General features: G+C 35.0%; 20 protein-coding genes. 1 reads left to right on the forward strand and 19 read right to left on the reverse strand.

What is annotated here, in order from left to right:
- Nucleotides 1-135 precede the first annotated feature (135 nt).
- Complete coding sequence (locus tag NK213_RS00770; protein ID WP_253346024.1) at nt 136-819, forward strand: GntR family transcriptional regulator; 684 nt, start codon at nt 136-138, stop codon at nt 817-819.
- Between the two features lie 51 nt (nt 820-870).
- On the opposite strand, the gene NK213_RS00775 is transcribed toward NK213_RS00770, so the two are convergent.
- The 19 genes from NK213_RS00775 to NK213_RS00865 all read right to left on the reverse strand — a co-directional run bounded on the left by NK213_RS00775 (nt 871) and on the right by NK213_RS00865 (nt 25,628).
- Nucleotides 871-1,425, reverse strand: a complete 555-nt coding sequence (locus NK213_RS00775) for a sugar O-acetyltransferase (RefSeq protein ID WP_253346025.1) — start codon at nt 1,423-1,425, stop codon at nt 871-873.
- A gap of 22 nt (nt 1,426-1,447) precedes the next feature.
- Nucleotides 1,448-2,044, reverse strand: coding sequence for an ankyrin repeat domain-containing protein (locus NK213_RS00780; RefSeq protein WP_253346026.1), 597 nt, complete (start codon nt 2,042-2,044; stop codon nt 1,448-1,450).
- Between the two features lie 122 nt (nt 2,045-2,166).
- The gene (locus tag NK213_RS00785; protein WP_253346027.1) at nt 2,167-2,682 is read right to left on the reverse strand and encodes a hypothetical protein; all 516 of its coding nucleotides are present in this window, start codon (nt 2,680-2,682) and stop codon (nt 2,167-2,169) included.
- Between the two features lie 109 nt (nt 2,683-2,791).
- Nucleotides 2,792-3,964 (reverse strand): NADP-dependent malic enzyme, encoded by a 1,173-nt coding sequence (locus NK213_RS00790; RefSeq protein WP_253346028.1) that lies wholly within the window; start codon nt 3,962-3,964, stop codon nt 2,792-2,794.
- Nucleotides 3,965-3,985: 21 nt separating this feature from the next.
- The gene (locus NK213_RS00795; protein ID WP_253346029.1) at nt 3,986-4,531 is read right to left on the reverse strand and encodes a Fe-S-containing hydro-lyase; all 546 of its coding nucleotides are present in this window, start codon (nt 4,529-4,531) and stop codon (nt 3,986-3,988) included.
- Between the two features lie 20 nt (nt 4,532-4,551).
- Nucleotides 4,552-5,394 carry a fumarate hydratase gene (locus NK213_RS00800; protein ID WP_253346030.1) on the reverse strand — a complete coding sequence of 281 codons (843 nt, stop codon included), beginning with the start codon at nt 5,392-5,394 and terminating at the stop codon, nt 4,552-4,554.
- A 14-nt stretch (nt 5,395-5,408) separates the two neighbouring features.
- The gene (locus tag NK213_RS00805) at nt 5,409-6,992 is read right to left on the reverse strand and encodes an AMP-binding protein (RefSeq protein ID WP_253346031.1); all 1,584 of its coding nucleotides are present in this window, start codon (nt 6,990-6,992) and stop codon (nt 5,409-5,411) included.
- Complete coding sequence (locus tag NK213_RS00810; RefSeq protein WP_253346032.1) at nt 6,989-7,966, reverse strand: GNAT family N-acetyltransferase; 978 nt, start codon at nt 7,964-7,966, stop codon at nt 6,989-6,991. The genes NK213_RS00805 and NK213_RS00810 overlap by 4 nt, the downstream gene beginning before the upstream one ends.
- Nucleotides 7,967-7,980: 14 nt before the next feature.
- Nucleotides 7,981-9,312, reverse strand: a complete 1,332-nt coding sequence (locus NK213_RS00815; protein ID WP_253346033.1) for a diacylglycerol/polyprenol kinase family protein — start codon at nt 9,310-9,312, stop codon at nt 7,981-7,983.
- Entirely contained in the window at nt 9,309-10,409 is a 1,101-nt protein-coding gene (locus NK213_RS00820) for a DUF3419 family protein (RefSeq protein ID WP_253346034.1), read from the reverse strand. Before NK213_RS00820 ends, NK213_RS00815 begins: the two co-directional genes overlap by 4 nt.
- The gene (locus tag NK213_RS00825; RefSeq protein WP_253346035.1) at nt 10,409-13,015 is read right to left on the reverse strand and encodes a PEP/pyruvate-binding domain-containing protein; all 2,607 of its coding nucleotides are present in this window, start codon (nt 13,013-13,015) and stop codon (nt 10,409-10,411) included. Before NK213_RS00825 ends, NK213_RS00820 begins: the two co-directional genes overlap by 1 nt.
- Nucleotides 13,016-13,017: 2 nt before the next feature.
- Entirely contained in the window at nt 13,018-13,920 is a 903-nt protein-coding gene (locus tag NK213_RS00830; protein WP_253346036.1) for a UbiA family prenyltransferase, read from the reverse strand.
- Nucleotides 13,920-15,197 carry a hydroxymethylglutaryl-CoA reductase gene (locus NK213_RS00835; RefSeq protein WP_253346037.1) on the reverse strand — a complete coding sequence of 426 codons (1,278 nt, stop codon included), beginning with the start codon at nt 15,195-15,197 and terminating at the stop codon, nt 13,920-13,922. Before NK213_RS00835 ends, NK213_RS00830 begins: the two co-directional genes overlap by 1 nt.
- A gap of 226 nt (nt 15,198-15,423) precedes the next feature.
- Entirely contained in the window at nt 15,424-16,350 is a 927-nt protein-coding gene (locus NK213_RS00840) for a manganese-dependent inorganic pyrophosphatase (RefSeq protein WP_253346038.1), read from the reverse strand.
- Between the two features lie 37 nt (nt 16,351-16,387).
- Nucleotides 16,388-17,176 carry a diacylglycerol kinase gene (locus tag NK213_RS00845; RefSeq protein ID WP_253346039.1) on the reverse strand — a complete coding sequence of 263 codons (789 nt, stop codon included), beginning with the start codon at nt 17,174-17,176 and terminating at the stop codon, nt 16,388-16,390.
- 5 nt (nt 17,177-17,181) lie between these two features.
- Nucleotides 17,182-17,640, reverse strand: a complete 459-nt coding sequence (gene ybeY / locus NK213_RS00850; protein WP_371926335.1) for an rRNA maturation RNase YbeY — start codon at nt 17,638-17,640, stop codon at nt 17,182-17,184.
- Nucleotides 17,633-19,723, reverse strand: coding sequence for an HD family phosphohydrolase (locus tag NK213_RS00855; RefSeq protein ID WP_253346040.1), 2,091 nt, complete (start codon nt 19,721-19,723; stop codon nt 17,633-17,635). The genes ybeY and NK213_RS00855 overlap by 8 nt, the downstream gene beginning before the upstream one ends.
- 332 nt (nt 19,724-20,055) lie before the next feature.
- The gene (locus tag NK213_RS00860; protein ID WP_253346041.1) at nt 20,056-22,506 is read right to left on the reverse strand and encodes a helicase C-terminal domain-containing protein; all 2,451 of its coding nucleotides are present in this window, start codon (nt 22,504-22,506) and stop codon (nt 20,056-20,058) included.
- 197 nt (nt 22,507-22,703) lie between these two features.
- Nucleotides 22,704-25,628, reverse strand: coding sequence for an autotransporter domain-containing protein (locus NK213_RS00865; RefSeq protein WP_253346042.1), 2,925 nt, complete (start codon nt 25,626-25,628; stop codon nt 22,704-22,706).
- Nucleotides 25,629-25,633: the final 5 nt, after the last annotated feature.

Consider the following 25,633-nt stretch of genomic DNA (forward strand, 5'->3'; position numbering starts at 1 on the left):
TACTCTTTTATTGCCGAAACCGGTATAAAAGAGTATTTTTCTTATTCTTATCTATTTTTATTGATTATTTACAGCATTAGTTATATAATGATATAAAGAGATAACAAAATAATCACTACAAATTTGGAGGTAATTTTGAAATATATTGATATTTATGAAGATATAAAACAGAGAATACTAAATAAGAAATATCAGTCATGGAGTCCTCTTGACGGGGAAGTAATGCTCTGTAATTATTACGGAGTGAGCCGTACTACCATCAGAAAAGCAATTTCCATGCTGAAAAAAGAAGGATTTATTCATTCCAGACAAGGATCGGGAATATTTGTAAATCCTCCGGAATTTTATGAAGACCAGAATTTGAAGAGTTTATCCGAAATGCTGGATTCACATACTCTAAAGACAAAAGTAGTAAAATTTGAAAAAAATGTAAAAAATAAAGAACTTTCCGAAATGTTTAATGTTCATCCAGACAGTAATTTTTTCCATTATCTGAGAGTAAGGATTATAGATGAAGTGCCGAAGGTCATAGAAGAGACATATATGCCGGAATTTTTATTTAAGGAAATGACTAAGGAAGTAGTGGAAAAATCTATGTTCGACTTTATCGAGAATACTTCAGGATATAAAATAAGCCATGATTCCAAAGAGATAAAAGGTGTACAGCTCACAAAAGACGAGGCAAAACTGCTTAATCATAAGGAAAATGACATTGCCCTTGAAATAACTCATAAAGTTTATCTCATAAAATCTATACTTGCACAGTATACTAAAGAAATAATTATTGATAACTTTTTTAAGGTTATTACCGTAAAATAAAAAATCCCCTGAGTTTTGGATGAATATTCAGGGGATTTTTATATTAATATTCTATATTTTTTTTACTATTTTTGCAGGGCAGCCTGCTGCCAGCACATTATCCGGAATATCCTTTACTACTACCGAACCTGAAGCTACCACTACGTTATTCCCTATGGTAACTCCGGGATTCACTACAGTTCTTCCGCCAAGCCATACATTATCTCCTATTTTTACAGGTTTGGCCGACTCTATTCCCGATGTTCTTTCTGCTGCATCAAGTGGATGGGTAGCAGTGTAAATATGCACTCCCGGTGCCACAAAGCAGTTATCTCCTATTTCTATACTGCATACATCAAGAAAAACACAGTCAAAATTAGCATAAAAATTGTCTCCGACGCTTATATTATAGCCGTAATCACATTTAAAATGAGATTCTACGTATACATTCTTTCCGGCTTTTCCAAAGATTTCCCTGATTTTTTTCTCTCTTTTTTCCTGTTCATCTTCACTTATATCATTGAATTCCCTTACAGCTCTTCTGACACTCGCTCTCTCTTTTACCAGTATTTCATCATAAGCATTATAATTTTCACCATTTAACATCTTTTCTTTTTCGCTTTTCATAAAAAGTCCTCTCCCTGTTTTATTATTGCTCTGCTCCTGATTTTACCAGCAAATTTTCAATTTCCTTATACTTTCTTTCTTTTGCATGCATAAACGGAGTCACACCGTTTTTGTCTGCTATATTAGGATTGGCTCCGTGTTTCAGAAGCAAATCTGTAATCTCAATATGCTTTTTCCCGCCGTCTCCGAGAATAATCGCTTCGAGAAGTGCCGTCCAGCCGAGATTATTTATATGATTCACATTTATATCAGTATTTTCAAGAAGATACTTTACAGTTTCGGTATGTCCACGCTCAGAAGCAGGGATCAAAGCTACTCCGCCATATCTGTTCGTAATTTTTGTATCTGCCCCGGCTTTTACAAGAAGCTTTAGTATATCGAGCTGCCCTTCTGCACCTGAATAAAGAAAAGGATTGTTTTTCATATCATCCTGTGCATTAATATCAGCTTTATTTTCTATAAGCAGTTTTGAAATTTCATAATTATTATTATAAACTGCAATCATAAGAAGCGTTCTGTCTCTCTCATCTTTCACATTCACATCTGCCCCTTTTTCAAGAAACTCTTTTGTTTTATTATAGTCATTACTCTCCACTGCATTGATAATCTCACTTTTCATGTCTGAAACCTCCTTTTGCTCATTCCTGTTTTTCCCCATACTGCATTGATATATTAATACAACAGTCAGAATTAATATTACCGGCAAAAATATTTTTTTCGTCATTTTTTCGCTGCTCTCTCCTAAACCGGAAATTTTTCTAAATCTTCCATAATCTTATCATATGTATCGCTTCCTTCATAACCCAGCATTTCAAATACTATTTTCTGACGTTTCATTGCATTAAGAGCCAGTTCTTTTAATTCCGGACTTATTTTCCCGGTAATTTTTATCTCGCCCAATGCTACTGCTATTATTACCTGATCTGTAGCTATAAGGGAGTATTCGTCTTTTTCTATAAGTTCTGTTATTTTTTTCTTGCTAAAATTATCAGGTTTCAAATAATGAAAGTCCCATATTTCAGAAACAATTCTTTTGGGAAGTGTAAATATTTTCCCCTCATAATCACCGCTTTTAAATAAGTCTTCCAGTTCATAAAGTGTATCTGCACCATTGTCATTTCCGAAAGGTGCTTCATCATCAGCACAGTCATAATAGAATTCTTCACTGAAATACTCCACAAAATTCGGATGGCTTGTTTCTCTTGCAAGTCCTGTTTCCTCTTCATCAAGATATAATTTGCTCTCTTCTTTTGCCATAATTAGACCTCCTTAAATACAATAATTTCATATTAAAAATTTAAAATTAAAAACTGTCTTATTGCTTTTACTAAAAATAAACCACTTTCATTTACAAATCAGGCTCGTTTTATCTGCATATTCCGCTGTTTACAGCTACCTTTTTCACTGCTTCCGCCACATATTCCGCCACTCTTTTATCAAATACATCAGGAATTATGTAATCCTTTCTTAGGTCACCATCCTCAAGAATATATGCTATAGCCTTTGCAGCTTCTATTTTCATATCTTCTGTTATTTTCTTCGATTTAGCATCAAGCGCTCCCCTAAAAAGCCCCGGAAATGCCAATACATTATTTATCTGATTAGGATAATCGGAACGTCCGGTTCCCACTACAGCTGCGCCTGCTTCCAAAGCATCTTCGGGCATTATTTCAGGCACAGGATTTGCCATGGCGAAAATAACCGCATCTTTATTCATATTCGCTACCATATCTTTTTTTAATATATTTCCCGCTGACACACCAATAAATATATCTGCTCCTGCCAAGGCGTCTGCAAGATTTCCTTTTTTATTATCTGTATTTGTGATTTCGGCAAGTTCTTTATGAAGTTCATTATATCCGCTGATATCATCTCTGTTCAGAATTCCTGATTTATCCACAGCAATAATATCTTTCACTCCAAGCTCTTTTACCATCTTACAGATAGAACTCCCTGCTGCTCCTGCACCGTTAACCACCACTTTTGCATCTTTCAGATCTTTCCCCAAGAATCTGTAAGCATTTATAAGTCCGGCGGTTACTACTATTGCAGTACCATGCTGATCATCGTGAAAAACAGGAATATCCAGCTCTTCTTTCAGTCTTTTCTCTATTTCTATACATCTCGGTGCTGATATATCCTCAAGATTTACCCCGCCAAGACTCGGTGCAAGAAGTTTCACCGTTTTTATGATCTCTTCGGTGTCCTGTGTATCAAGACAAATGGGAATTGCATCCACTCCGGCAAATTCCTTAAATAAAATTGCCTTTCCTTCCATTACCGGCAGTGCAGCTTCCGGTCCTATATTACCCAGCCCCAGCACAGCAGAACCATCTGTTACTACTGCTATCATATTTCCCTTCGATGTATATTTGTAGGCATCCTCTTTATTTTCAGCTATTCTCTTACAAGGCTCGGCTACTCCCGGAGAATATGCAAGACTCAAATCTTCTCTGTTTTCCACCTTTACCTTAGATACTACCTCGATTTTCCCCTTGTTTTTTTCATGCAGTTTCAGTGATTCATCAAATACAGACATTCTTTTCTCCTTTTTATGATATTATTCTTCTCTATATTTTTCCTGACCTTCAATATAAAGATCATTTCCGTGTATATCATTAATTACAATAACGGGAAAATCTTTAACCGCCAGTTCCCTTACAGCCTCTGTGCCTAATTCTTCCCAGGCTATTACCCTTGAGCTTATTATTGCCTTGGAAATCAGTGCCGCCGCACCTCCCGCCGCTGCAAAATACACAGCTTTATTCTTTACTATGGCACTTTTGACTTCATCAGACCTTTCGCCTTTACCTATCATTCCCTTTAATCCTTTTTCCAAAAGCAGCGGTGTATAAGCGTCCATTCTTCCGCTGGTAGTAGGTCCGGCACTTCCTATTATCTGTCCCGGCTTTTCAGGGGTAGGCCCTACGTAGTAAATAACCGCCCCTTCAGGTTCAAAAGGTAATTCCTGATTATTTTCCAGCAGTTCGCACATCTTTTTATGAGCCGCATCTCTTGCTGTATATATTATCCCGGAAATTTTTACTATATCTCCGGCTTTTAATTTTTCTATATCGTTTTTTTTCAAAGGGGTTTCTATATTCATTTCGTCTCCTTGATTTTACACTATAATTCTGTTTCTTTATGTCTCGCAGAATGGCAGTTTATATTTATTGCCAGCGGAAGTGAAGCAATATGACAAGGGTATGAATTCACCTTAACTGCAAGTGCTGTATTTTTCCCGCCGAGTCCCATAGGTCCAATTCCTGTTTTATTAATCAATTCCAAAAGATCCTTTTCCAATTCTCTGTTCACCGGGTCAGCACTTTCATCATCAATTTCTCTTAACAAAGCTTCTTTAGCGAGCATTGCTGCTTTCTCAAAGCTTCCTCCGAGACCAATCCCGACTATTATCGGCGGGCAGGGATTTCCTCCGGCACTAAGAACCGCTTCTACCACGGCTTTTTTTACCCCTTCTGTCCCATCGGAAGGCTTTAACATTTTTACCATACTCATATTTTCACTGCCTCCGCCTTTTGGTGCTACAATGATTTTCAGCTTGTCAGAGTTCGGGATCAGCTTTGTATGAATAACCGCAGGTGTGTTGTCTTTTGTATTAACTCTGTCAAGAGGGTGCTTTACCATTGACTTTCTCAGATAGCCATTTTCATATCCTCTTCTTACACCTTCATTTACAGCTTCATAAATATCACCGTTTACCTTTACTTCCGTTCCTATTTCAAGAAAAACTACTGTAAGTCCTGTATCCTGACACATTGGAACATGTTCCTTTTCAGCTATTTCATCATTTTCTATTATCTGCATAAGGATGTTTTTCCCTGTGTCGGAAACCTCATTATCAAGCGCTGCTTTCAGTTTCTCCATTATGTTTTTATCAAGAAAGTAATTTGCTTCTATACATAATCTTTCCACTTCCGATGTTACTTTTTCCAAATCAATTTGTTTCATTACTTTTCCGCCTTCTAACTATATTTTTCGGATAATTTTTCCAGACTGCCGTAATCAATTTTGCCGTTATGTCTTTTATCCACCGGAATTTTATCTATAAAAATTATTTTATCTGCGCTAATCCCCATTTCATTTATTTTCACTTCCAGATTATCCTGAATCTGAAACTGTTCTTCTTTATCCTCTGTATAATGAATTTCTATAAATAAAAGAATTCTACCTTTTTTACTGATAATTGCTGTTCTTTTTATATCTTTTTCAAAAGAAAGCATTGTTTCTATGGAAAAAGGATAGATTTTTTCACTGTCTCTGGAAATCTCTGCTTTTGCCCTTCCAAGAAGCCACAGCCTGCCTGAATCATCTATATATCCGAGATCGCCTGTTCTATGCCAGAATTTATCTTCTATTACTAATTTTGTCATATTCCCGCTGCCTCTTATATCATTCAGATAAGTATCCAGTACATGATCACCTGATACAATAATCTCCCCTTTTTCACCCTGTTTCAGTATATTCACAGGATCTCCGAAGCTTATTTCAGGATCATTTTCTATTATCATTAAATCTATGTCCTCTATGATTTTTCCCGCAAGAAGTCCGCCGCCGTTTTTCATTTTTTCCACATCGTTTTCTTCTAATTCATTATAGCATAATTCAGCCATTGGTTCAGCCTCTGATGAGCCGTAAATTATTTTTATTTCAGCATAAGGAAATAATTTTTTCAGGTTTTCCATTATCTCAGGAAATACAGGTACTCCCCCTGTGATAACCTTTTTTATACTATGGATACTTCTTCCTGTATTTTTATGTATTTCTATCATATTATCAAAAAATGAAGGAGGAGCAAGTATTGTATCCACACTTTCCGACATTATCTGCCCTGTAATAAGTCCGCCGTCAGTTTCCTCTATTTTCCTCAGATCTGTATCTGGAATTATACTTGTGAGTCCGCTGTGCATGTTTGATAATAAAAACATGGGAAATGCCACTAAAACTTTGTTATGTTCTGATATTTCAAGAGTTTTTTCCAGCACTTTCTGCTGTGCAGCAAGAAAACCGTGTGTTCTCAAAAGCCCTTTCGGTGTTCCTGTACTCCCGCTGGTAAATGTAACAAGTGCTTTTGTATCAGGAGCTGTTTCACTGCACGAAAAATCAAAAGAGTAATCTTCATATTCGGAAAATTTCCTGAATCCCGGCATTTTGCCGTTAGTCATGTATTTATTAGGTATTTTTCTTATTTCACTGTTCATATAGCAGAACATTCCCGCTTTTTTCCCGGAAATTATCAAAGCCTTTAACGGATGTATTTTACAGCAGTTCTTTATATGATTTGAATCTGCATAAGGATCAATAAAAACAGCTACCAGTTTCATCTTAAATATTGCCGCCAGTATAGAGTATAATTCCACAGACATCGGCAGAAACAGTAAAACACCATCTCCTTCCTGAAGTCCTGACTCTTTGAACATATTGGCTATTTTAGATGAATTTTTTTCAAGATAATTAAATGAGATTCTTGATGAAGTTTTAGTATCAATAACAGCTGTTTTATTAGGTAATTTTACAGCAAGTTCTTTTAGGATATCTGATACATTCATGATATCACCCTCCCGTACAGATGATATGTTCTCATGATTTCACCATATTTTCCGGAGATTTTCCCGGACATATTATCTTTATGAATCAAAGCATGAATTATATTTTTATAACCCTTTTCCACAGCAGTCTCATGAAATTTTTCCAGCAATACTGTTCCAAGTCCGAAATTCTGATATTCAGGATTTACTGCAAGAGTTTTTAAAATTACTGTCTCTATTTTATTCCCCGAAGACATCTCGTTATAATCAGGGATTCCAAAGACAAAACCTGCGGGTTTTCCGCTTTTATATGCGGTATATATAAAATCACAGTCCATGACATCCTTTATCTTCATATAAGAAGATATGAAATCTTCCCTGCTTATTTCCGAATATAAAAAGTTATCCTTAAACGACTCTATAGACATATCATATATTTCATTTATATATTTGTCAAAGTTTTCTTTATTAATTTTTTTTATCACTAAATCAGAATAAAATTTCATTTTTTTTAATTTTTCTGATACTCTGAATTTTTTCTCAGGCTCTTTTACCAGTACGGAATAATACTCTGCAATTACTTCATATCCTGATTCCATGAATATTTCAGGCCATTCCGGCGGATTATACGGTTCCAGAAAAAACGGATTTTTATTATCTCCTGTTATAAATCTGTATTTCTGCCATGTATTCCCGTCCAAAGGCCCTATAAGATATTCCAGTCTGTATTCCTTTGCCCTCTTATACATATACTCTGTTAAAAACAATCCCGCTTCTTTATTTTCAGCAGCAAAATGTCCGATATATCCCGTTTTTTTTCCCTGTATTTTATTTCCGGCATTCCATAATGACGCCCTTGCGAGAATATTCCCCTTATCTTCCGCAACAACACTTTCCAAAGCACCACATTTCTTCACATTTTCCCTGTCCAGATCAAAGCTTTCAAAATTACAAAATTTTTCCAGCTCATTTTCTGAAATAATATTTATCTTCATATAACCACCTTATTTTAAAAAAATATTTTTCCCCATATTGGTATTAAAACTATAAACGAACATAAAAATACTGTGAGCAGATGTTTTATAAGCCTGTGTTTATTCAGTGTATAATTTTTTCTTTCAGGCTGTAAAAAATTAAATATCAGTGTTGATAAACATACTGCTATTATGCAAAAAATCCAGATTACTTTTTCAAAAGAATCTGAAAAAATATTCATAAATATTGTAAGATAGGATATTCCTATCAGGCTGTTTATTAAAACCACCCTCTTAAAATCTATTTCAGGGTGTGTATATCTCATTCTCGCTGTCCCGATTATGGATAAATGTGATGAAATAACTGTGAGATACACATAAAATATATCCTCTGTATTTGTTATTCTGTAAATAACAAGCCAAAAAAGTGCTGGCAGACATATAATCAGCATTGTGAAAAAATCATAAGGTTCTTTTTTGTCAAAGTCAGGTTTTACAGTAACTGCTCTATATAAAACATAAAGAAAAAGAGTAGCCATAGTCCATTTTAAACCGCCTGTAATCCATACAAAATAACAGTAAAATGCTCCTGTCAAAGCTGCATCGTCTGATAGAGATGCGTATTTCTTTCCGAAAATAACTATTAAAAATAAAATTATCGTAACCAGAAGATTTATTCCCGTGGTGAAAATATCAGCTTCCATGGAACTTTTTAAAATAAAGAAACTTAACACGGGAACAAATATATTATCCAGTCCCCTCCATGATATAGCTTCGAGAATCATAGACAAAAACGCCATTAATAATGAAATTATCACTGATTCTGCAAGACCCAGAGGCGTAAAAAGAAGCAGCGATCCCAATGTTATGAATAATGTAACAAAGAAAAATATTGCTGATCCCTCTACTGATTTTTCTCCTACTACGGATTTATATTTTATTTTCCCGAACCTCACTCCTCCCAAAGCTGCCAGTGCATCTGGAAAAATGAGAATCAGAAGAGGTATATAATACAATATTCTGTTTGAATATGAAAATACCCACAGTATCACTATACTTACTATAAAGTACAAATCTCCCCTTGATTTTCTTTCTTCTTTTCTAAGTGCCTTTCCTATTCCTCCGCTGAATTTTTCCATATTTCTTAGCAGTAAAAGCACTATAATAAAGAATATTCCCAGATATACCACTCCTGTAAGCGTTTTAAAAATCAGCGGAAACAGCAGAGCTATGAGTCCCGATCCTATATGAAGAAGTTTTCTTGTTAGTTCCGAATCTGCTTTCCCCTTCTTCTCCAGTCTGTCAATTACCAAAAAAAGCAATCCATACAGTAAAAAAATTATCAGGATAAATACCAGTGTTTTCATTTTACTATCCTTTCCACCACAAAACCGGAATAAAAAAATGTTTTATCTATGGCATGAAGATTTTTTGCTGTTTCTGACAGGGAAATGATCTTATTTCCCAGTTCTTCCGGTCTGCTTCTCGGTACCATCATATTCCAGTATGCTAATACTGCACCGTTTGAAGAAAATTCATATATCTTTTCCAGAAGTTCTTTGTACTTTTCACTGGAGATATATTCAAATATATCGCTTAAATTGAATTTATCTATAGTTTCTTCTGAAGTTTCCAGATACTTCTCTATACTTACATTGTGTAATTCCAGCCTGTTCAGATTACTTTTTATTTTTTGAAAATTTTCCTTTCTCATGGCAAAAGGAAGATTTTTGGTATATTTTCCTGTAAGTATATATTCTATATAGGGATTTTCAGATACATCAAGTTCGGTAAAAGCATACTTTGCCTTTTCTGACATTACAGCTGAAAGACTCGTATTATCAGCATAATCAAAAAGTCTCGGGTCTCTCCCCAGTTTTCCCACAATGAACTTTGAAAAAAATATTCTGAATAGAATCTTCCATCTCAGATTATTCCATTTTTTATTATAAAATTCATATCTTTCTTCTTTATTTTTCTTTTCAAGAAGTTCCGCCACTCTTTTTTGGCTGTGAATAAGACTCAGGACTTTCTTTCTGAAAATCTGAAAAAAGTTATCGAATCTTCCGGTATTTATTACTCCTGCCTCTATTAAAGCCATATTCTCATTCCAGTATTTCTCAGTTTCTCCCAAAAGATAATCCTTTAATTTTCCATAGTATTCCTTTCTTCTTCTGCTCTCGCTAAACCCTAAAAATTCCAGCATTTCTTCATATTCAAGTGCCAGAAATGCGGCCTTTTTCAGCTCTACAAGTCTGAGCTGGACAGGATTCAGATCTATTCCTATTATCTTTCCCGGATTCTTAACCAGCATAGCAAAAGTATTTTCCCCTGCTGATGCTATGGACATACACACATCCCCTTCTTTAATATCCAGCACCTCAAGTAAAATCTCCGGATCTTCCCAGCATTGCGCATATCTTATTATAGAAAAATCAACTTTTCTGCTTACTTCGCTCTCCATTATACCTCCGCTTTTTTGATAACTCCTGTGCTTCCGTCTAATTCCACTATATCTCCGTCTTTCAGCCAGTCTGTGACCTTATTTACTCCGACCACTGCCGGTATGCCAAGCTCCCTTGCCACAATTGCGCTGTGGGAAAGCAGGCTTCCTTTTTCCACTATAAGTCCTTTAGCAAGAGGAAATACCATTACCCAGCCTGGATCAGTGGAATGTGCTACTATTATACTGCCTTTTTCTATAACGGTTTCATTAGGATTCATTACTACCTGAACTTTTCCCCGTACTATTCCTTTACAGCAGCCTGTCCCTTTTCTTATATCAGTATTGAGATTATCATCTTTATCAAGGGAAATATACTCAAAATCATCGCTTATAACCCCGAAAGTTTTAAATCTGTCAGGAAGTCTGTCCTTTTTTCTGTCTTCCCCAAGCTTTATCTTTCTCAGCTCCACTGTTTTTTTCATGTCAGGAAATGTAGAAGTCCCGTTTATCAAAGAAAATATCTCATCTTTTTCGAGATAAAATATATCTCCTTTATTATCAATAATTCTCTTTTCCTGAAATAATTCGCCCATTCTCAGAAAAATTCTTCTTACCTTGCCGTAAACTCTGGTTCTTTCATATCTCAGATTTTCCCTCAGTGCTGTATGCTTCCTTGCGAGCCTTAGCGTTCTTTTAAATCTGTATTTTTTTATAATATTACTCTTGAGTTTATCAAATACTTCTTTCTCTTTATCTTTCAATTCTGCCAAACTGTCATTCTTTTCCCGTTTTTCACTCTTTGCTGTTTCAAAAACTGTTTTTAATAAAAGTTCGGGATTTTCATGTAATGTTGGTGATTCTAGTTTCAGCTCGGCTATACTTCTGTCCCCGAATCTTTCCATATATTCATCAAAAATCTTTCTGAATTTTTCACTTTCAAATACTTTATTCTCAAAGTTTTTTATATCAGCGGCATTATTTATTATCCCCTCATCCCTGACAATATCTGCCATCTTTTCTATATATTTTGAAGGTTCCACACTCATAATTTCAGTTTCATGTACTATTAGTTCATTATGAAGGATTCCGTCTTCAGTATCCAGTTTATATTTTTGTATTCTGTTTTTCAGCACCCCAAATGATATCATTGTATAGAAATCATTTAAAATAGGGGTCTGCCAGTTATATAAAAGCTTATTTTCAAGTTCTGTATAATAATTATATAACTCATATTCCGACATTTCCCCTGTATTTCTATTTTCAAGAGTATTATTCAAAAGCTTTTTAAATCTTTTTACTTTAACATCTATAAAAATAAAGTTTATCCCAAATCCCAAAAAAGTCCTTACAAGTGTTACTCTGCTAAAAAAACGTCCTATACTGCCGGTTTCCTTTATACTTTTTTCCACTTCTTCGGGAAGTTCCTCTTTTACACCCATCATCTGTTCCATAAACTTTCTGTTTGCCTTAAATCCCGGAAAAAGTGTAAGAAGTTTATACCAGTTTAAAAGATTATAATAAATTCTGCTGTTAAGATATCCCAGCATACAGTTAAACACAGGCAGATAATCTCTTATTGTTTTTTTATCCACACCCATCAGCAGGGAAAACTGCTCGTATACCTTGGAATAAACACTTCTCACAAAAGAAAATGTAAGAGGAAGGGTTATTCCGCTGTAGCTTTCCACAATATTGCTGTTATCCCATATGATTTCCCTTTCTTTTTTCCGGTTTTTTCCAAGTGTGGTAACAGGTCTTGACTGTAATATATAAATTTCACCGTTTTCAATTCCCCATTCAATATCCCTAGGAGACCCGGATTTTTCCTCTGCTTTCTTTACTATAAGAGCGATTTTCTTTATATAATCATCATTCAGAACCTGACCATTTCTTTTGTCGATGTCTGTTTCTACATTTATAATACCTGAACCATTTTTATTATCCAAAACACGCATGATTTCTTTTTCATTTATCTGTTTACTGAGAATCTCGTTATTTTCCAAACTTACTATATATGTATCTCCCGAAATCTCCCCATTTACCAAACTTGACCCGAGACCGTATACAGCACTGATCACTGCTTCATTATTCCCGTTTACCGGATTTTTACTAAAGGCTACACCTGCTGATTCGGAATTTATCATTTTTTGTACTATTACAAAAGGAAGTTCATATTTTATATCTATATTATTGTTTTTTCCATACTCATATATATGATCTGCAAACATAGACTTCCATACTTTTTTTATATAAATTTCTATATCTTCTTTTTTTACATATAAAAAACTTTCCAGCTGACCGGCAAACGAAAACTTTTCAGAATCCTCAGCCCGTGCAGATGACCTTACTGCATAATATTCAGCAGCTCCAAGCTTCTCTGCGGCATCCAGAATCTGAATACTGTTCTCCCCAAACTGAAATTTATCTGTTAATTTTATAATTTCACTTTTATCACTAAAACTGGTAATGTCTTCTTCAATATTATCGTAAAAAATCTCCGGACTTACCCCAAACCATTCAGGAACAGTAAATCCATATTCTTCCAGTTCAAAAAGCCCTTTGATTTTTCCCCCGGTATTTTGAAAGCTGTGATAATTTTCCCTGTTCACAATATATTTTTTCATCTCTACCCCTTAATCAGCGGAATTATTCCCAGCATTAAATATACTGCCAATATCCATACCCCTGAAATTATTTCAAATATTCCTCCGTTTTTACGTTTTTTTATAAATTCAAATGATTTTATCACTGTTACTGTCACTATTAATCCAAGCAATATTCCTGTCAGAGCCAGAGAGTTTGTTTTTACAGCCGTTACCATACATAAAATAAAGCTTAGTATCTGTATAAAAACGAATATTAATACTGAATTTTTTATTCCCCATAACTTACTGTATGTTGACACCCCGTCTTCTTCATCTTCCGGAGCCCTTATTTTTCTTCCTGTTTCAGTACACATTCCATTTAAAAACCCTATTATCAGGTATAAACAAACATACGGCAGATATTTCCATTCCGGAAATGCGCCAAACTGATAAATAATAATAAATAAATGAAATAATATCATGATAATCATATGTGAAAAAACATAAACAGCCTGATGTTTATTCAGCCATTCAGGAACAAAAAATTCTTTTGTCATAAGTAACATGTACAGATAAACTAAACAAAATATTATAAGGACATTTTTATTAAAAAGTAAAATTAGTATGACCTGTATTAAAAATCCCCCGATACCTATATTCCTTAATTCTTTCAGTGTTACAAGCCCTCTTGGCACAGGTCTGTAAGCCCTGTATTTCATGTCTTCTTCAAAATCCTTAAACTCGTCTGCTATTCTTAACTGAAGAAAAAATATAAACATAATAACAAAAACAATAATTATATCTTTTAGTACCGGAAATACAAAATTATTTTGAAGTATCTGCACAAAGCACAATGTGGAAACTGAAAGAATCAATATCAAAAGACCATGTTTAAATACCGGAAATCTCTCTTTCTGATAAATATATAACGTCTTTAATGTCATTATTCCCCCTTTTTATTTCTCATCCTTGAAAAAATCTTATGAGCTCTTGTAAAATTATTCGAACATATTGCAGCAGATATGGATAATTCTCCTGCCAGACACATTCCTGCTACTATTTCAGCAAATTTACCGGCATTTCCCGCTCCATATGCCCCTAGAACTTCAAGATATGTTTTCTGTGTGGGAAGAATTGTCCCTCCGCCCACTGTTCCCACAATAAGATTGGGAAGTGTTACCGAAGCATAAAGACTATCATCTTCAAGTGCCTCAAATCTCGTAAGTCCTACAGACGATTCAGAAACACATGCTGCATCCTGACCGCAGGCTATATATATTCCCGCAAGAGCATTGGCGTAGTGTCCCTGATTCCCGAATACACCGCTTTGTATCCCGCCGTTCTGCGTTACCTGATAAAACTTTTCCATCTCACGGGCAGTTACATTTAATCTTTTTTTCAGTAGTTCTTTTGGTATTACTACTTCGCATACTACCTTTTTACCTCTTACACTCTGGAATGACTGGGAAGATGCCTTCTTATCACCTGACATATTCGCTTCTACATACCATTTTTCCGGCTTTACCGCAGAATTTTTCTCTATGTATTCACAGGCTTTTTCAGTGGCTATAGTCACCATATTCTGTCCTGAGGCATCTCCTGTGGTATAAATAACATTAAGGTATACTCTGTTTCCCTCCACTGTTATATTTATATCCCTTACTCTGGCATATCTTGATGTACTTTCCGCCTGTTCCACTATCCGCTCTTCGTTTTCACTGAGCCAAAGCAGGAATTTTCCCACTTCAAGCATATTTTTAAATAAAAAACACGGACATCTTGATACTCCCTCGCTCAAAACAAATGCACTGCATCCTCCGACTTCTGATATCAGCTGGCTTCCTCTTGTATAGGATGCGAGCATTGCAGCTTCAGTAGTTGCCATAGGTACATAAAATTTCCCCTGTGCATGACTGCCGTTTATAATTATAGGCCCTGCTATTCCCACAGGAACTTTGGCAATCCCAATGTAATTTTCTATACTGAGACCATATGTCTCCAGATCTTTTTCCCTGTTATCACCCAATATAAGATTTTCCTGTTCTTTTGTAAGGTTTAATAATTTCAGCCTTTCATCAAAACTTTTTGAGTCATAGCCGAATTTTATATCTTCGTATTTTATTCCGTCTTTTTTACTTAGCTTTTTCTCTATTTCCTCAAAAGTAAACTTTTTAAAAACATTACTTACAGTATTCTTAAAATTTAATTTTCCTATTCCCATAAGCGACCACCTTTTCTCTTCATAAAACACTTAATTTATTCTGATATATTCCATTAATTATACCACAAAACATAGAATTTTTCTCCATTAAAGTCCTGTTTTTACAAAACTTCTTTCAGGGGACACAGAGAGTTATAAATACTAAAATCTTTATAGAATATCCGTATATTTAAAAAAGGAAAATAAAATCACTGCCGTATCCGGCATATTTTATCTTCCTTATTTATTAATTTTGTACTGCTTTAGTTAAAGGCGGAATAATTTGTTTCTTTCTTGAAACTACTCCATTCAGTGTCAAAATTCCGTTATTCATGCTTTGTCCAAAAGCTTTTTCCGCTATATCCGCTCTGCTTCCAGCTGCCATTGCTACAGAATTGTTATTTAGTATATCAGTAATTACAAACATAAACATATCAAGATTTTCTTTTGTTATAAAATCACTTATTGATTTTTCAAGTTCTGCTTTTTTAGCAAGCAGTTTATTTGTGTCAACAGTACTTACCTGAGCAACTGCCAGTTTAAGAGTATCTATCTCAAATATTTTCATATCCATATTAAGCAGTTCTTCATTAGTTTTATCATCTAGGTTTGTTCCTGCTATAAGCATGTCAATACCGTATTTTTCAAGGTCTGTTCCAGAAATAACAGCCAGTTCTTTTGCAGCTGCCACATCTCTGTCAGTGCATGTAGGCGACTTAAATAAGAGAGTATCAGACACTATTGCACTCAGCATTAATCCTGCTATATTCTTTTCAGGAACCAGTCCTGCTTCTTTATACAGCTCAAAAACCAGTGTAGAAGTACATCCTACTATATCCATTCTTACTTTCAGAGGCTCATCAGTATGAAAATTCGATATTCTGTGGTGATCCACCAGTTCCAGAATCTTAGCTTCTTCAAATCCGTCTGCTGTCTGTGTTCTTTCATTATGATCCACGAGTATTACACTTTCCCCGCTTATATTTGTCTGTAATCTTGGCTTTTCCACATTAAAATGTTCCAGAACATACTCTGTTTCCTTATTAATCTCACCGAGTCTTATCGGTATTGTATTTGCTCCTGTTTTATTTTTTAAAGCCGAATAGGCTATTGCTGAACATATACTGTCTGTATCAGGGTTTTTGTGTCCTAATACCAATATTTCTTTTGACATTAATTCTTCCTCCTAATTTTTATTTATCTATTCTTATTTAATTATATAAGCCGCCAAAGGCAGATATTATAGAAAAGATCAAAAAAGTCGTCAAAAAACCTATTGCTCCTCCTACAAGTACCTCTTTAAAACTGTGTATTTTTGATTTTACCCTGCTTTGTGCTACTAAAAGTGCCATTAATAATCCAAGAAGCAGTATTCTGATATCACTTGTCAGAAATAAAATCATTGCAAAAATAGAAAATGCTATTGCACTGTGTCCGCTCGGCATTCCTCCTTCAAGCGGTGTTCCTTTTCCCCAGAAGGCCTTTAGCGTAACAACTATAAGACATATAAGTCCCAGTGTTATTGCCACTATATTCCCTGTTCTTGCTGCTATTCTGGTAATCTGGAGATTAGTATTAAATATATTCAGTATTCTATCATAAAAAATCAGATATCCTACTATTATTGCATTTATTGCCGCTATCAAAACACCGGCTGCTGCTACGTCTTTTGCCAGTTTGGCAAGAACATGCCTTTCGGGAGATATTAAATCCACGATTGCTTCTACTGAGGTATTTATCAGTTCGGTAATAAGAACAAGCGAAATAGTCAGAGCCAGAACCATCAGTTCCAGTTTGCTTATATTAGTCAGTATGGCAATGGTAATTATAACAATTGATACAAAAACATGTACTTTCATATGTTTCTCATGTCTTATTGTTTCAATGGTACCTTCTATGGCAAAGTTAAAGCTGTCTATTATTTTCCTGTCCCGTTCTCTTTCTTTTTTTATATCCCAGTCCAGATCCTGATATTTTTTAAAAAATTTAAATTTCTTCACTGTGATCAGCCTCTCTCATAGCCAATTTCTTTTAGTAACTGCTCTTCCTTCTCTCTCATTACTTTTTTATCTTCTTCGTCAATATGGTCATATCCCAGCAGGTGAAGCATCCCGTGACATAATACATAATAAAATTCTCTTTCTACGCTGTGTTCATATTCTTCTGCCTGTTCCCTTACTTTTTCCTCGGAAATTATTATATCTCCCAGAATATTAAAAGGCCCTATATTTTCTGTTTCATTATAGGCAAACGAAATAACATCAGTCGGAGTGTCTTTTCCTCTGTATTCACTGTTGATGTTCTTTATTACCTCATTTGTAGTTATCAAAAATGATATATATATATTTTCTATATTTTCCACTTTCTCATGTTCAAGGATCAGATCCACAAACTCGTTTATTTTTTCTTCATCCATAAATTCCTGTACATCTGAAATATCATAAGTTATTTCTATATTACTCATGTTTAAAATCCTCATCTTCCACTAATTTTTTATTTTCCCCTACTTTAGGATATTGTATTCTTTGGTGGTAAGCTCCCTGAAGTACATCCAGAAAGGCTTTTATTATTACTTCTATCTCTCTCAGAGTTATATCCGCAGATGAAAGCTGTCCGTCCTCTATCTTATATTTTATCAGATATCTTACAAGACTTTCCACATTTTCTTTTGTTTTGTCTTCTGCTGCTCTCACTGCTGCTTCTATTGTATCTGCCATTAATATTATTGCTGATTCTTTTGTTCTTGGTTTTGGCCCGCTGTATCTGAAATCCTGTTCTCTTATCTCTTCGCCTTCTTCTTTTGCCTTATTATAAAAATACTGCACAAGTGTAGTACCGTGATGCTCTACCATTATATCCAGAATCTCTTTTGGAAGATTATATTTTTTCCCCATTGCCACACCGTCTTTAGTGTGAGAAATAATAATCAATGCACTTAATGTAGGCTTTATATGATTATGAGGATTTTCCCTTCCTTTTTGGTTTTCCACAAAGAAATTAGGTCTTTTCATTTTTCCTATATCATGATAGTACGACGCCACCCTTGCAAAAGTGGCATTTGCCCCTATTGATTCCGCCGCTCTTTCCGCAAGTGCACCCACCATAATACTGTGGTGGAATGTACCTGATGCTTTTACCAGCAGACTTCTCAATAAAGGATGTGAAAAGTCGCTTAGTTCAAGAAGTTTTATATTGGTCAGTATGTCAAAGGTGTTCTCAAAGAACGGCAGCAGCGCCAGACATATCATTCCTGTGAGTATTCCTGAGAAAACAGACAGTATAATAAGAAGTCCCAGTATAGTCATAGGAAACTGGTTCACAAGCCCGTATGCCACAGAAAGTACCGCTTGAAACACTCCGAGAAATACCCCTAATTTTACGAATTCACTTCTGTTTACCAATGCTGAAGCCTGATATATCGCCACTACTGTTACACCTAAAGTTATCAGGAACCATGTCTCGTCTCTTGTAAGAAGAACCAGATTAAACACTGACAAAGTTATGGCAAATACCTTATCCCCCAAAATAGAAAGAATTATAGGCACTATTGCAAAAGGTAAAAGGTACAGTAAAAATCCCGTCTGGAAGAATGCCAGATATATAAGATTTAATATTGCTACTGTAATAAGGCTCGGATAAAATGCTTTTGAGTCCATTATTTTTTTTGAGTATTTTTTTAAAATATAATATAAAACCATGGATAAAATAACAAATGAAAGTAGCAATCCTGTAGTTTTTCTGGCTTTATCGCTTACTTTTACCATGCTCAGTTTTTCCAGTTTTTCATAAGCATCTGCTGTTATTACGTCGCCTTTTTTCAATACCACATCGCCTTTGTATATTTTTATTTCCTGATTTTTCAATGATTCTAAGTTTTTATCAATTTTTTCTTTTGTTTTTTCCTGATTAAACTTCATATTTATTACCATAAAGTTTTTCAGCAGTTTTTTCTCTTCAGGCCCTAGTTTATAGTCTTTTGAAGCGACTATTTTATCAAAATCGCCTTTTTTTACTATTCCTTCGGCGTAGATTTTCCTCACATCATTTGCAAGTGACAGAATATAAGAACTGCTGTCTCTTAGTACTATAGTTTTCAATTCATCTACAGTAAGATTTAGTTTATTATCATCTATAAAGCTTTTCAGTTCGGCGTTATCCAGTTCCGGCTGCAGCTTAAACCTGTCTATGGAATCAAAAAATGTATTCAGCTGTGAGACTGAATTATCTTCTACTTCTTTGTTTCTGTCATATTCAGGAGTAGTATTTTCTATAATTCTGTTTTTTACGCTTTCATCCAGCAGATCTTTGTAATATACCACATCTTTATAGGCTATTACATCTTTTGTTGCTTTATCTCCTATGTGATAGCTGATATTTATTCTTTTAGTTTCCATAAAAATACCAAAGATAAGGAACATGGTACTTAACAGAAGAAATCTGTATCTGAATTTATTATTCAGTATGAAACTGGAAACTATACCTTTTTTATTTATTTTTTTATCATCAACTGTTATTGTTACTTCTCTTCCAAAAAAATTCAGTCTCATTTTTCCTCCCTAGAGTTTTGTCTAACTGGGATCCCGTAGACAATTATACTTACGTTGTCAAAACTCTTGTGCCTCTACATTTTTTCACTGTCAAAATGCAAATAAGATAAGGTGCTAGAGTTTTGTCTAACTAGGATCCCGTAGACAATTATATTTACGTTGTCAAAACTCTTGTGCCTCTACCTTATTTTCACTTGCAAAATGCAGAGAAAACAAGGTGCTAAAGTTCTCTCAAACGTAAATTTTAACAACTTTATTTATACCATTAACCCAATCTATAAAATCATCTATTAAACACCCATCCTGTGGATTACATAATCAAGCATCCAACATCACTTTTTTTCTTCTTCCAGAATATACTCTCTGTTTCCTTTTATTATAGACGTTTTTGGCAAAGATTTCAAAAATTTTTCACCATAAGCCTTTTTTATAACCCTGTTATCCAGTATTGTTATGATTCCTGTATCAGTCTTACTTCTGATCAGCCTTCCCACTCCCTGCTTAAATTTTATCACAGCCTGCGGAATCTGATAATTCATAAACGGATTCTGGTTATTTTTTCTCATATATTCTATTATAGCCTCTGTCACAGGATCTTCCGGAGACTTAAACGGCAGTTTTACTATTACTACAGATTTCAGGCTGTCCCCCTGAACATCTATCCCTTCCCAAAAACTATCCGTCCCGAACAATATCGCCTTATCTTTTATTTTAAACATTTCTATCATTTCATGTCTTGGAAGTTCACCCTGCTTCAAAAGTGTATATCCCTTTTTCTCCAGCTCTCCCCTGATTTTGTTATATATAAAATTCAGTGAAGAATAAGATGTAAACAGTAAAAAGCATCTTCCCTTGGTATTTATCACAAGTTTTTTTATAAAGTCATAAATATCAGAGAAAAATTCAAGTGAATTAGGATCTTTAGTATCATCAGGTATGTAGACCCTCATTTGTTTTTCATAATCAAAAGGGGAATCAATTATCTCTTCTATTATTCCTTTTTTTTCAAGACCTATATTTTTTTTATAATAATCAAATTTTTGTTCCACGGCAAGTGTTGCCGACGTAAAAAGTATTCTGTCCATTTTAGCAAATAAATTATGTTCCAGATCATCTGCCACTTCAAACGGCGTCGCATAAATTCTTATGCTTCCCTTTCTGAGATTTATGTTAGCCCAGTAAACGTGATCTTCCTGATCTGAATCAAGTATATACAGAAGGTCTTTCATGAATACCTTTACTCTTTCTATATATTTCTTAAAATCAAATATTATTCCGTTTTCATCCTCAAGTCTGAATTTGTCAATTTCATTTGTGAACTTAGTAATACCTCTGATCATTACACTGTAAAGATGTACTGATTCTTTTCTGAGCCTCATTATCTCTTTCCAGAGAACGCTTTTTTTTATATTATCCTTATCAAATCTCTTTTTTACTTCCATCTGCTCGCTGTCTTTAGAAAAACCAAGCAGAAACCTGTCAAATATTTCTATTATTTTATCATAATATTTATTTAAATTCTCAATTATTTCTTCTTCTTTTAGTTTATCAATAATTTCATAATCCTCGGGATCAAGATTATCCTTCAGATAAATCAATGTTCTTACAAAAATTCCGCTTTTATTATAATTTCTGACTCTTTTGTTATAGATATTCCCCATTAATTTACCAAATGAATACTTCGATACCTCGCTGGTAAAATAACTTCTTGCTGTATCTTCTATATTATGCGCTTCATCAAAAATCAAAATATCATAATTAGGCAGTATCGAGTAATCTGTATTAAAACCTATCTCACTTCGTATAGATAAATCTGCGAAAAACATATGATGATTTACTACAAGAAGATCTGATTTCCCTATTTCTTTTCTCGCATTAAAAAAATAGCAGCTTGAAAAATACGGACATTTCACATTAGTACACAAATCCAGTTCACAGTTTACTTTCTCCCATATTTCAAAACTCAGTTCATATCTTAGTTCGTTTCTGTCACCGTATTTTGTAGTTTCATTCCATTTCTGGAGATTCAGCAGGATGTCTTTCTCCTCGCTGTCGTCGCTTTCCTCCATAATAGCATTCTGCAGTTTTCTCTTACAGAGATAATTTCCTCTTCCTTTTACAAGGGTATATTTAAAGTCCTGCCCCAGCAATTCCTTTACCAGAGGTATATCTTTATTAATAAGCTGTTCCTGAAGATTTATTGTATTGGTAGATATTACAGCTTTCAGATTATTCTCCAGAGCATATTCCAGTGTAGGAATGAGATAAGCCAGTGTTTTGCCTGTTCCTGTCCCAGCCTCTATCAGTGCTTTTTTATTTTCATTAAGAGATTTTTCAATGTTTTTAGACATTTTATACTGTTCGTCTCTTATCTCAAAATCAGGGTATTTGTTTCTAATTACCCCGGCATCTCCAAAATATTTATCTATATCTATCTTTATATGTTTTTTCAAAGAAACAAGTACATATATATCATTAACTTCATTATTTACAATGTAGGAACCGCCGCCCAGCTCTCCGTACACAGATGATATCTGTACGTCATTATCAGAAGGAACCAGTAATCCTGACGGATGATTATGTATTATTATTTCATTCTTTTTCATTCTGTTCAAAACTGCCGCTACGGAATATTCATTTCCTCTGGCAATTACTTCCACATCTGTAACTATTCCTTCTTCATTGGGAATCCCCCTGAAAAAGACTTCATTCCCCGAAGCTGCTTTTATTTCCTTTTTGAGCTTTGTTACAGCCTTTTTATCTAAAAATTCTAAGATTTTCATGTATCCTCCCACATATAGCAATTTTACAATATTACCAATATTTTTTCAAGGCAGGATTTCATTTTATTTTATCTCTGTTCCATGAATGCTGGATTACCGCATTTATTTCATTCTTATATTTAATAAATGATTCATTTATTAAAAAGAAACAGGACTTATGCCCTGTTTCCACGTTTAAAATTTACTTTTTTATATTATTAAAATACTGCCTTAAGAGTAACCCCTGCCCTGTAGTCATCTTTGTCATTATCCTCATATTTATATTCCCCTGTTAAGAAAATCCCATATCTGTCTACTACCTCTGCTCCCAGTGTAAGACCTGTTCTAAATGCTCCTTTTTCGTCACCGGGCTTTGAAAGCTTATGATATCCGCTCTCCACAGATATTAATCTTGCCTGTTCCCTTTCATTCAGATCAGCAAGTTCATATTCATATGCAAAATCTAGTGATCCTTTCAGCTGCCACGCTGAATTTCCTATAGGAAGGGCACTTTTTAGTTCCAGACCCGCTCTTGGTTTTACGCTCCATGCATCATTTCCTTCTACTTCCAGAGCTTCAAGTCCAGTTTCACTGAATGTCGGTCTTGTTACATACATCACCCTGAATGCACCATATGGTGTTATACTTGTATTTTTCCATAGTCCTATTTCTTTGCCAAGTATATTATCACTTGTTATACTGTATGTTTCATATGTCCCGTTCATCTCTGACCTTCCGTTAGGACTCGGCCAGTCTATATTTCTGTCAATATTATGGAAACTTACTCTTCCGGTAAGATCGTTTCTCAGCTTCCATCCGTCTACAGCATATTTATTATGTGCCCCAAGCTGAATTGTGTCTACCCATTCTTCACTTTCATTACCGTCTTTGAATTCAAATCCTGTATGCAGATATCCAAGTGAATAGCCAAATGTGTGTCTGTATGTTCTTTCTACTTCACGCAGTGCAAGTACACCTGCTGTTGTGTAATCATAACCCGTTACTCCGTCAGTGTCATCTTTATTCTCACCTTTACCAGCTATAATATTTATTTTTACATTTTCTTTAGTGTTGTTTTGAGAATTAGACAGCAGATCAAGAGATCCTTCTAATGCTCTTGCCATATCCTCTTCCCTCTGATTTATGTTAGCATAAACATTTCCTGCAAGACTTGCCATTACATGTCTAAAGTCCTTCTCTGTTTCTATTACATCTATTTTATCATATATTTTCATTCCATCGGCACCTGCTGTTTCATAATTATCTTCAAGTGCACGCCCAAAATCCTGATACCATAAACCGTCTGTAAATTTGGTATAGTCTATTTTTTCCATCCATATATCTACATTTCCCGCATCATTATACACTGGTGTGGCTGTCCATGTCAAAGACTTACTTACTACAGGGATTATTCCTGCATCTACACCATTTCCGCTTCCCGGAACTATCATATCTTCCAGCTTATATTTTTTTATATTTGTTCCTTCTGCAAAGTTACCCGTTATCTTTAACGGTGAAGTCACACTAAATGACGGTGCCTCTATTCTTACAGCATTTGATATCAGATATTCTGCTCCTGTATCTCCAAGGTCATAGCCATTAGATGTTACTTCTGATGTTGTAGGCTTCCTCACTGTTGTAGGATCTACTTTTATTATTACATCTACACCGTTTGTCTCGAATTTTTCAGATACTTTTATTACTCCTGAGTTTATTATTGTAGGAGTAGTATAGCTGTCCCCGCTTTCTACATAATAATTCGGCACAGGAAGTCCGCCGTTTAGTATTATAACACCGCTTGCAAGGTTACTTAATTTAGAACCGCTTGAAAGAACTATTCCTTGTGCGTTAGTTCCATCTGCTATAATAGTTCCTCCGTTTACCACTATAGCTCCGGCATTCCCAAACATACCTATTGCATTAGTCCCCGAAACTTTTATAGTTCCGTAGTTTTCTATCTGGGAACCTGCCCCGTTTCCTGCCATACCGATAGAATCATCACCTGTTATTGTGATAGTCCCTCTGTTTACAGCATCTCCTTTTTCTGAATACATTCCCATTGTACCTTTGCCTGAACCGATTATAGCACCATTATTTTCTGCAGTACCGCCTTTTATTGTAATGCCTATACCGCCGGCTCCTACACTTATATTCCCTGGAGCATTATTTACTACAGCTGAATTTTCACCGTAAATTCCTACTGCGTACTTGCTGTTTGCTGTATCAAGTACTGATTCCCCTTTACTGTTTGTTACATATACTAAAGTAGAATCTCCCACTGTTACAGAACTATTGTTTGTTATACTTCCGTCTACGTTATATATTCCTATATTATTTGCCCCTGCTGTTCCTGTAATTACTCCGTTATTCAGAACATTTGCACCTTTTACTGTGTAATAGGCTATGTTGTCAGAACCATTCATTGTTATTGCAGTTCCGGAATTATTTGTTACTGTTCCGCTTCCTGAACTGTAAACAAATACTGAATCTGTCCCCATAGTTACATTTGAGGCATTATTTGTAAATGTACCGTCAGTTAATATAAATCCGTAATTACCGTTCCCTGTATTCATTGATGAATTATTTGCTGCTGCTGTTCTTATCCCGTATACACCCACAGCTGAATTCGTTCCGAAATTAAATACTGAAGATGCCCCTGTTGTAACAGTTCCGTCTGTGATATAAACCCCTACTCCTGTATCGCCTATACTCATTATATTATTTTGATTTACTATACCTCCGGCGCTGTATATTCCTATTGAATTTATTCCTGATTTTAATGTTCCCGTATTTGTAATGGTATCTCCGGCATTATTGCTGTAAATCCCTATTGACGGATTGCTTGGATTAGTTGAGTCTCCCATAGTAAGTGTTCCGCTGTTATTTATTGTTTTCACGTTTGTTCCTTCTGTATAAATACCTATAGAGCCGTCTCCTGTTAATGCTATATTTCCTGCATTTGTTATTGTCCCGCTTGTATTTTTAGCATATATTCCTATTGTTTTTACTCCTGTTCCTGTAATTATTCCTCCGGCCAGATTCCCGGCTGTTACACTGTCTGTTACCAACATTCCCTGAGACCCTGTACCTATTGTTATTGTTCCGCTGTTTTGAGCCAGTGAACCTGTTCCTGATGTTATCATACCAG

Origin of the sequence: Sebaldella sp. S0638 (genome assembly GCF_024158605.1) — a bacterium.
Lineage (GTDB): Bacteria > Fusobacteriota > Fusobacteriia > Fusobacteriales > Leptotrichiaceae > Sebaldella.

Bases quoted from the DNA above. Each gene is read 5' to 3' on its own strand.
- NK213_RS00840 (WP_253346038.1), bottom strand. From the start codon at position 16,350: ATGTCAAAAGAAATATTGGTATTAGGACACAAAAACCCTGATACAGAC.
- NK213_RS00825 (WP_253346035.1), bottom strand. From the start codon at position 13,015: ATGAAAAAATATATTGTGAACAGGGAAAATTATCACAGCTTTCAAAAT.
- ybeY (WP_371926335.1), bottom strand. From the start codon at position 17,640: ATGAGTAATATAGAAATAACTTATGATATTTCAGATGTACAGGAATTT.
- NK213_RS00830 (WP_253346036.1), bottom strand. From the start codon at position 13,920: ATGACATTAAAGACGTTATATATTTATCAGAAAGAGAGATTTCCGGTA.
- NK213_RS00835 (WP_253346037.1), bottom strand. From the start codon at position 15,197: ATGGGAATAGGAAAATTAAATTTTAAGAATACTGTAAGTAATGTTTTT.
- NK213_RS00795 (WP_253346029.1), bottom strand. From the start codon at position 4,531: ATGAATATAGAAACCCCTTTGAAAAAAAACGATATAGAAAAATTAAAA.
- NK213_RS00855 (WP_253346040.1), bottom strand. From the start codon at position 19,723: ATGAGACTGAATTTTTTTGGAAGAGAAGTAACAATAACAGTTGATGAT.
- NK213_RS00780 (WP_253346026.1), bottom strand. From the start codon at position 2,044: ATGAAAAGTGAGATTATCAATGCAGTGGAGAGTAATGACTATAATAAA.
- NK213_RS00790 (WP_253346028.1), bottom strand. From the start codon at position 3,964: ATGTCTGTATTTGATGAATCACTGAAACTGCATGAAAAAAACAAGGGG.
- NK213_RS00860 (WP_253346041.1), bottom strand. From the start codon at position 22,506: ATGAAAATCTTAGAATTTTTAGATAAAAAGGCTGTAACAAAGCTCAAA.
- NK213_RS00775 (WP_253346025.1), bottom strand. From the start codon at position 1,425: ATGAAAAGCGAAAAAGAAAAGATGTTAAATGGTGAAAATTATAATGCT.
- NK213_RS00815 (WP_253346033.1), bottom strand. From the start codon at position 9,312: ATGAAAACACTGGTATTTATCCTGATAATTTTTTTACTGTATGGATTG.
- NK213_RS00805 (WP_253346031.1), bottom strand. From the start codon at position 6,992: ATGAATGTATCAGATATCCTAAAAGAACTTGCTGTAAAATTACCTAAT.
- NK213_RS00865 (WP_253346042.1), bottom strand. From the start codon at position 25,628: ATGATAACATCAGGAACAGGTTCACTGGCTCAAAACAGCGGAACAATA.
- NK213_RS00820 (WP_253346034.1), bottom strand. From the start codon at position 10,409: ATGGAGAGCGAAGTAAGCAGAAAAGTTGATTTTTCTATAATAAGATAT.
- NK213_RS00800 (WP_253346030.1), bottom strand. From the start codon at position 5,394: ATGAAACAAATTGATTTGGAAAAAGTAACATCGGAAGTGGAAAGATTA.
- NK213_RS00810 (WP_253346032.1), bottom strand. From the start codon at position 7,966: ATGAAGATAAATATTATTTCAGAAAATGAGCTGGAAAAATTTTGTAAT.
- NK213_RS00785 (WP_253346027.1), bottom strand. From the start codon at position 2,682: ATGGCAAAAGAAGAGAGCAAATTATATCTTGATGAAGAGGAAACAGGA.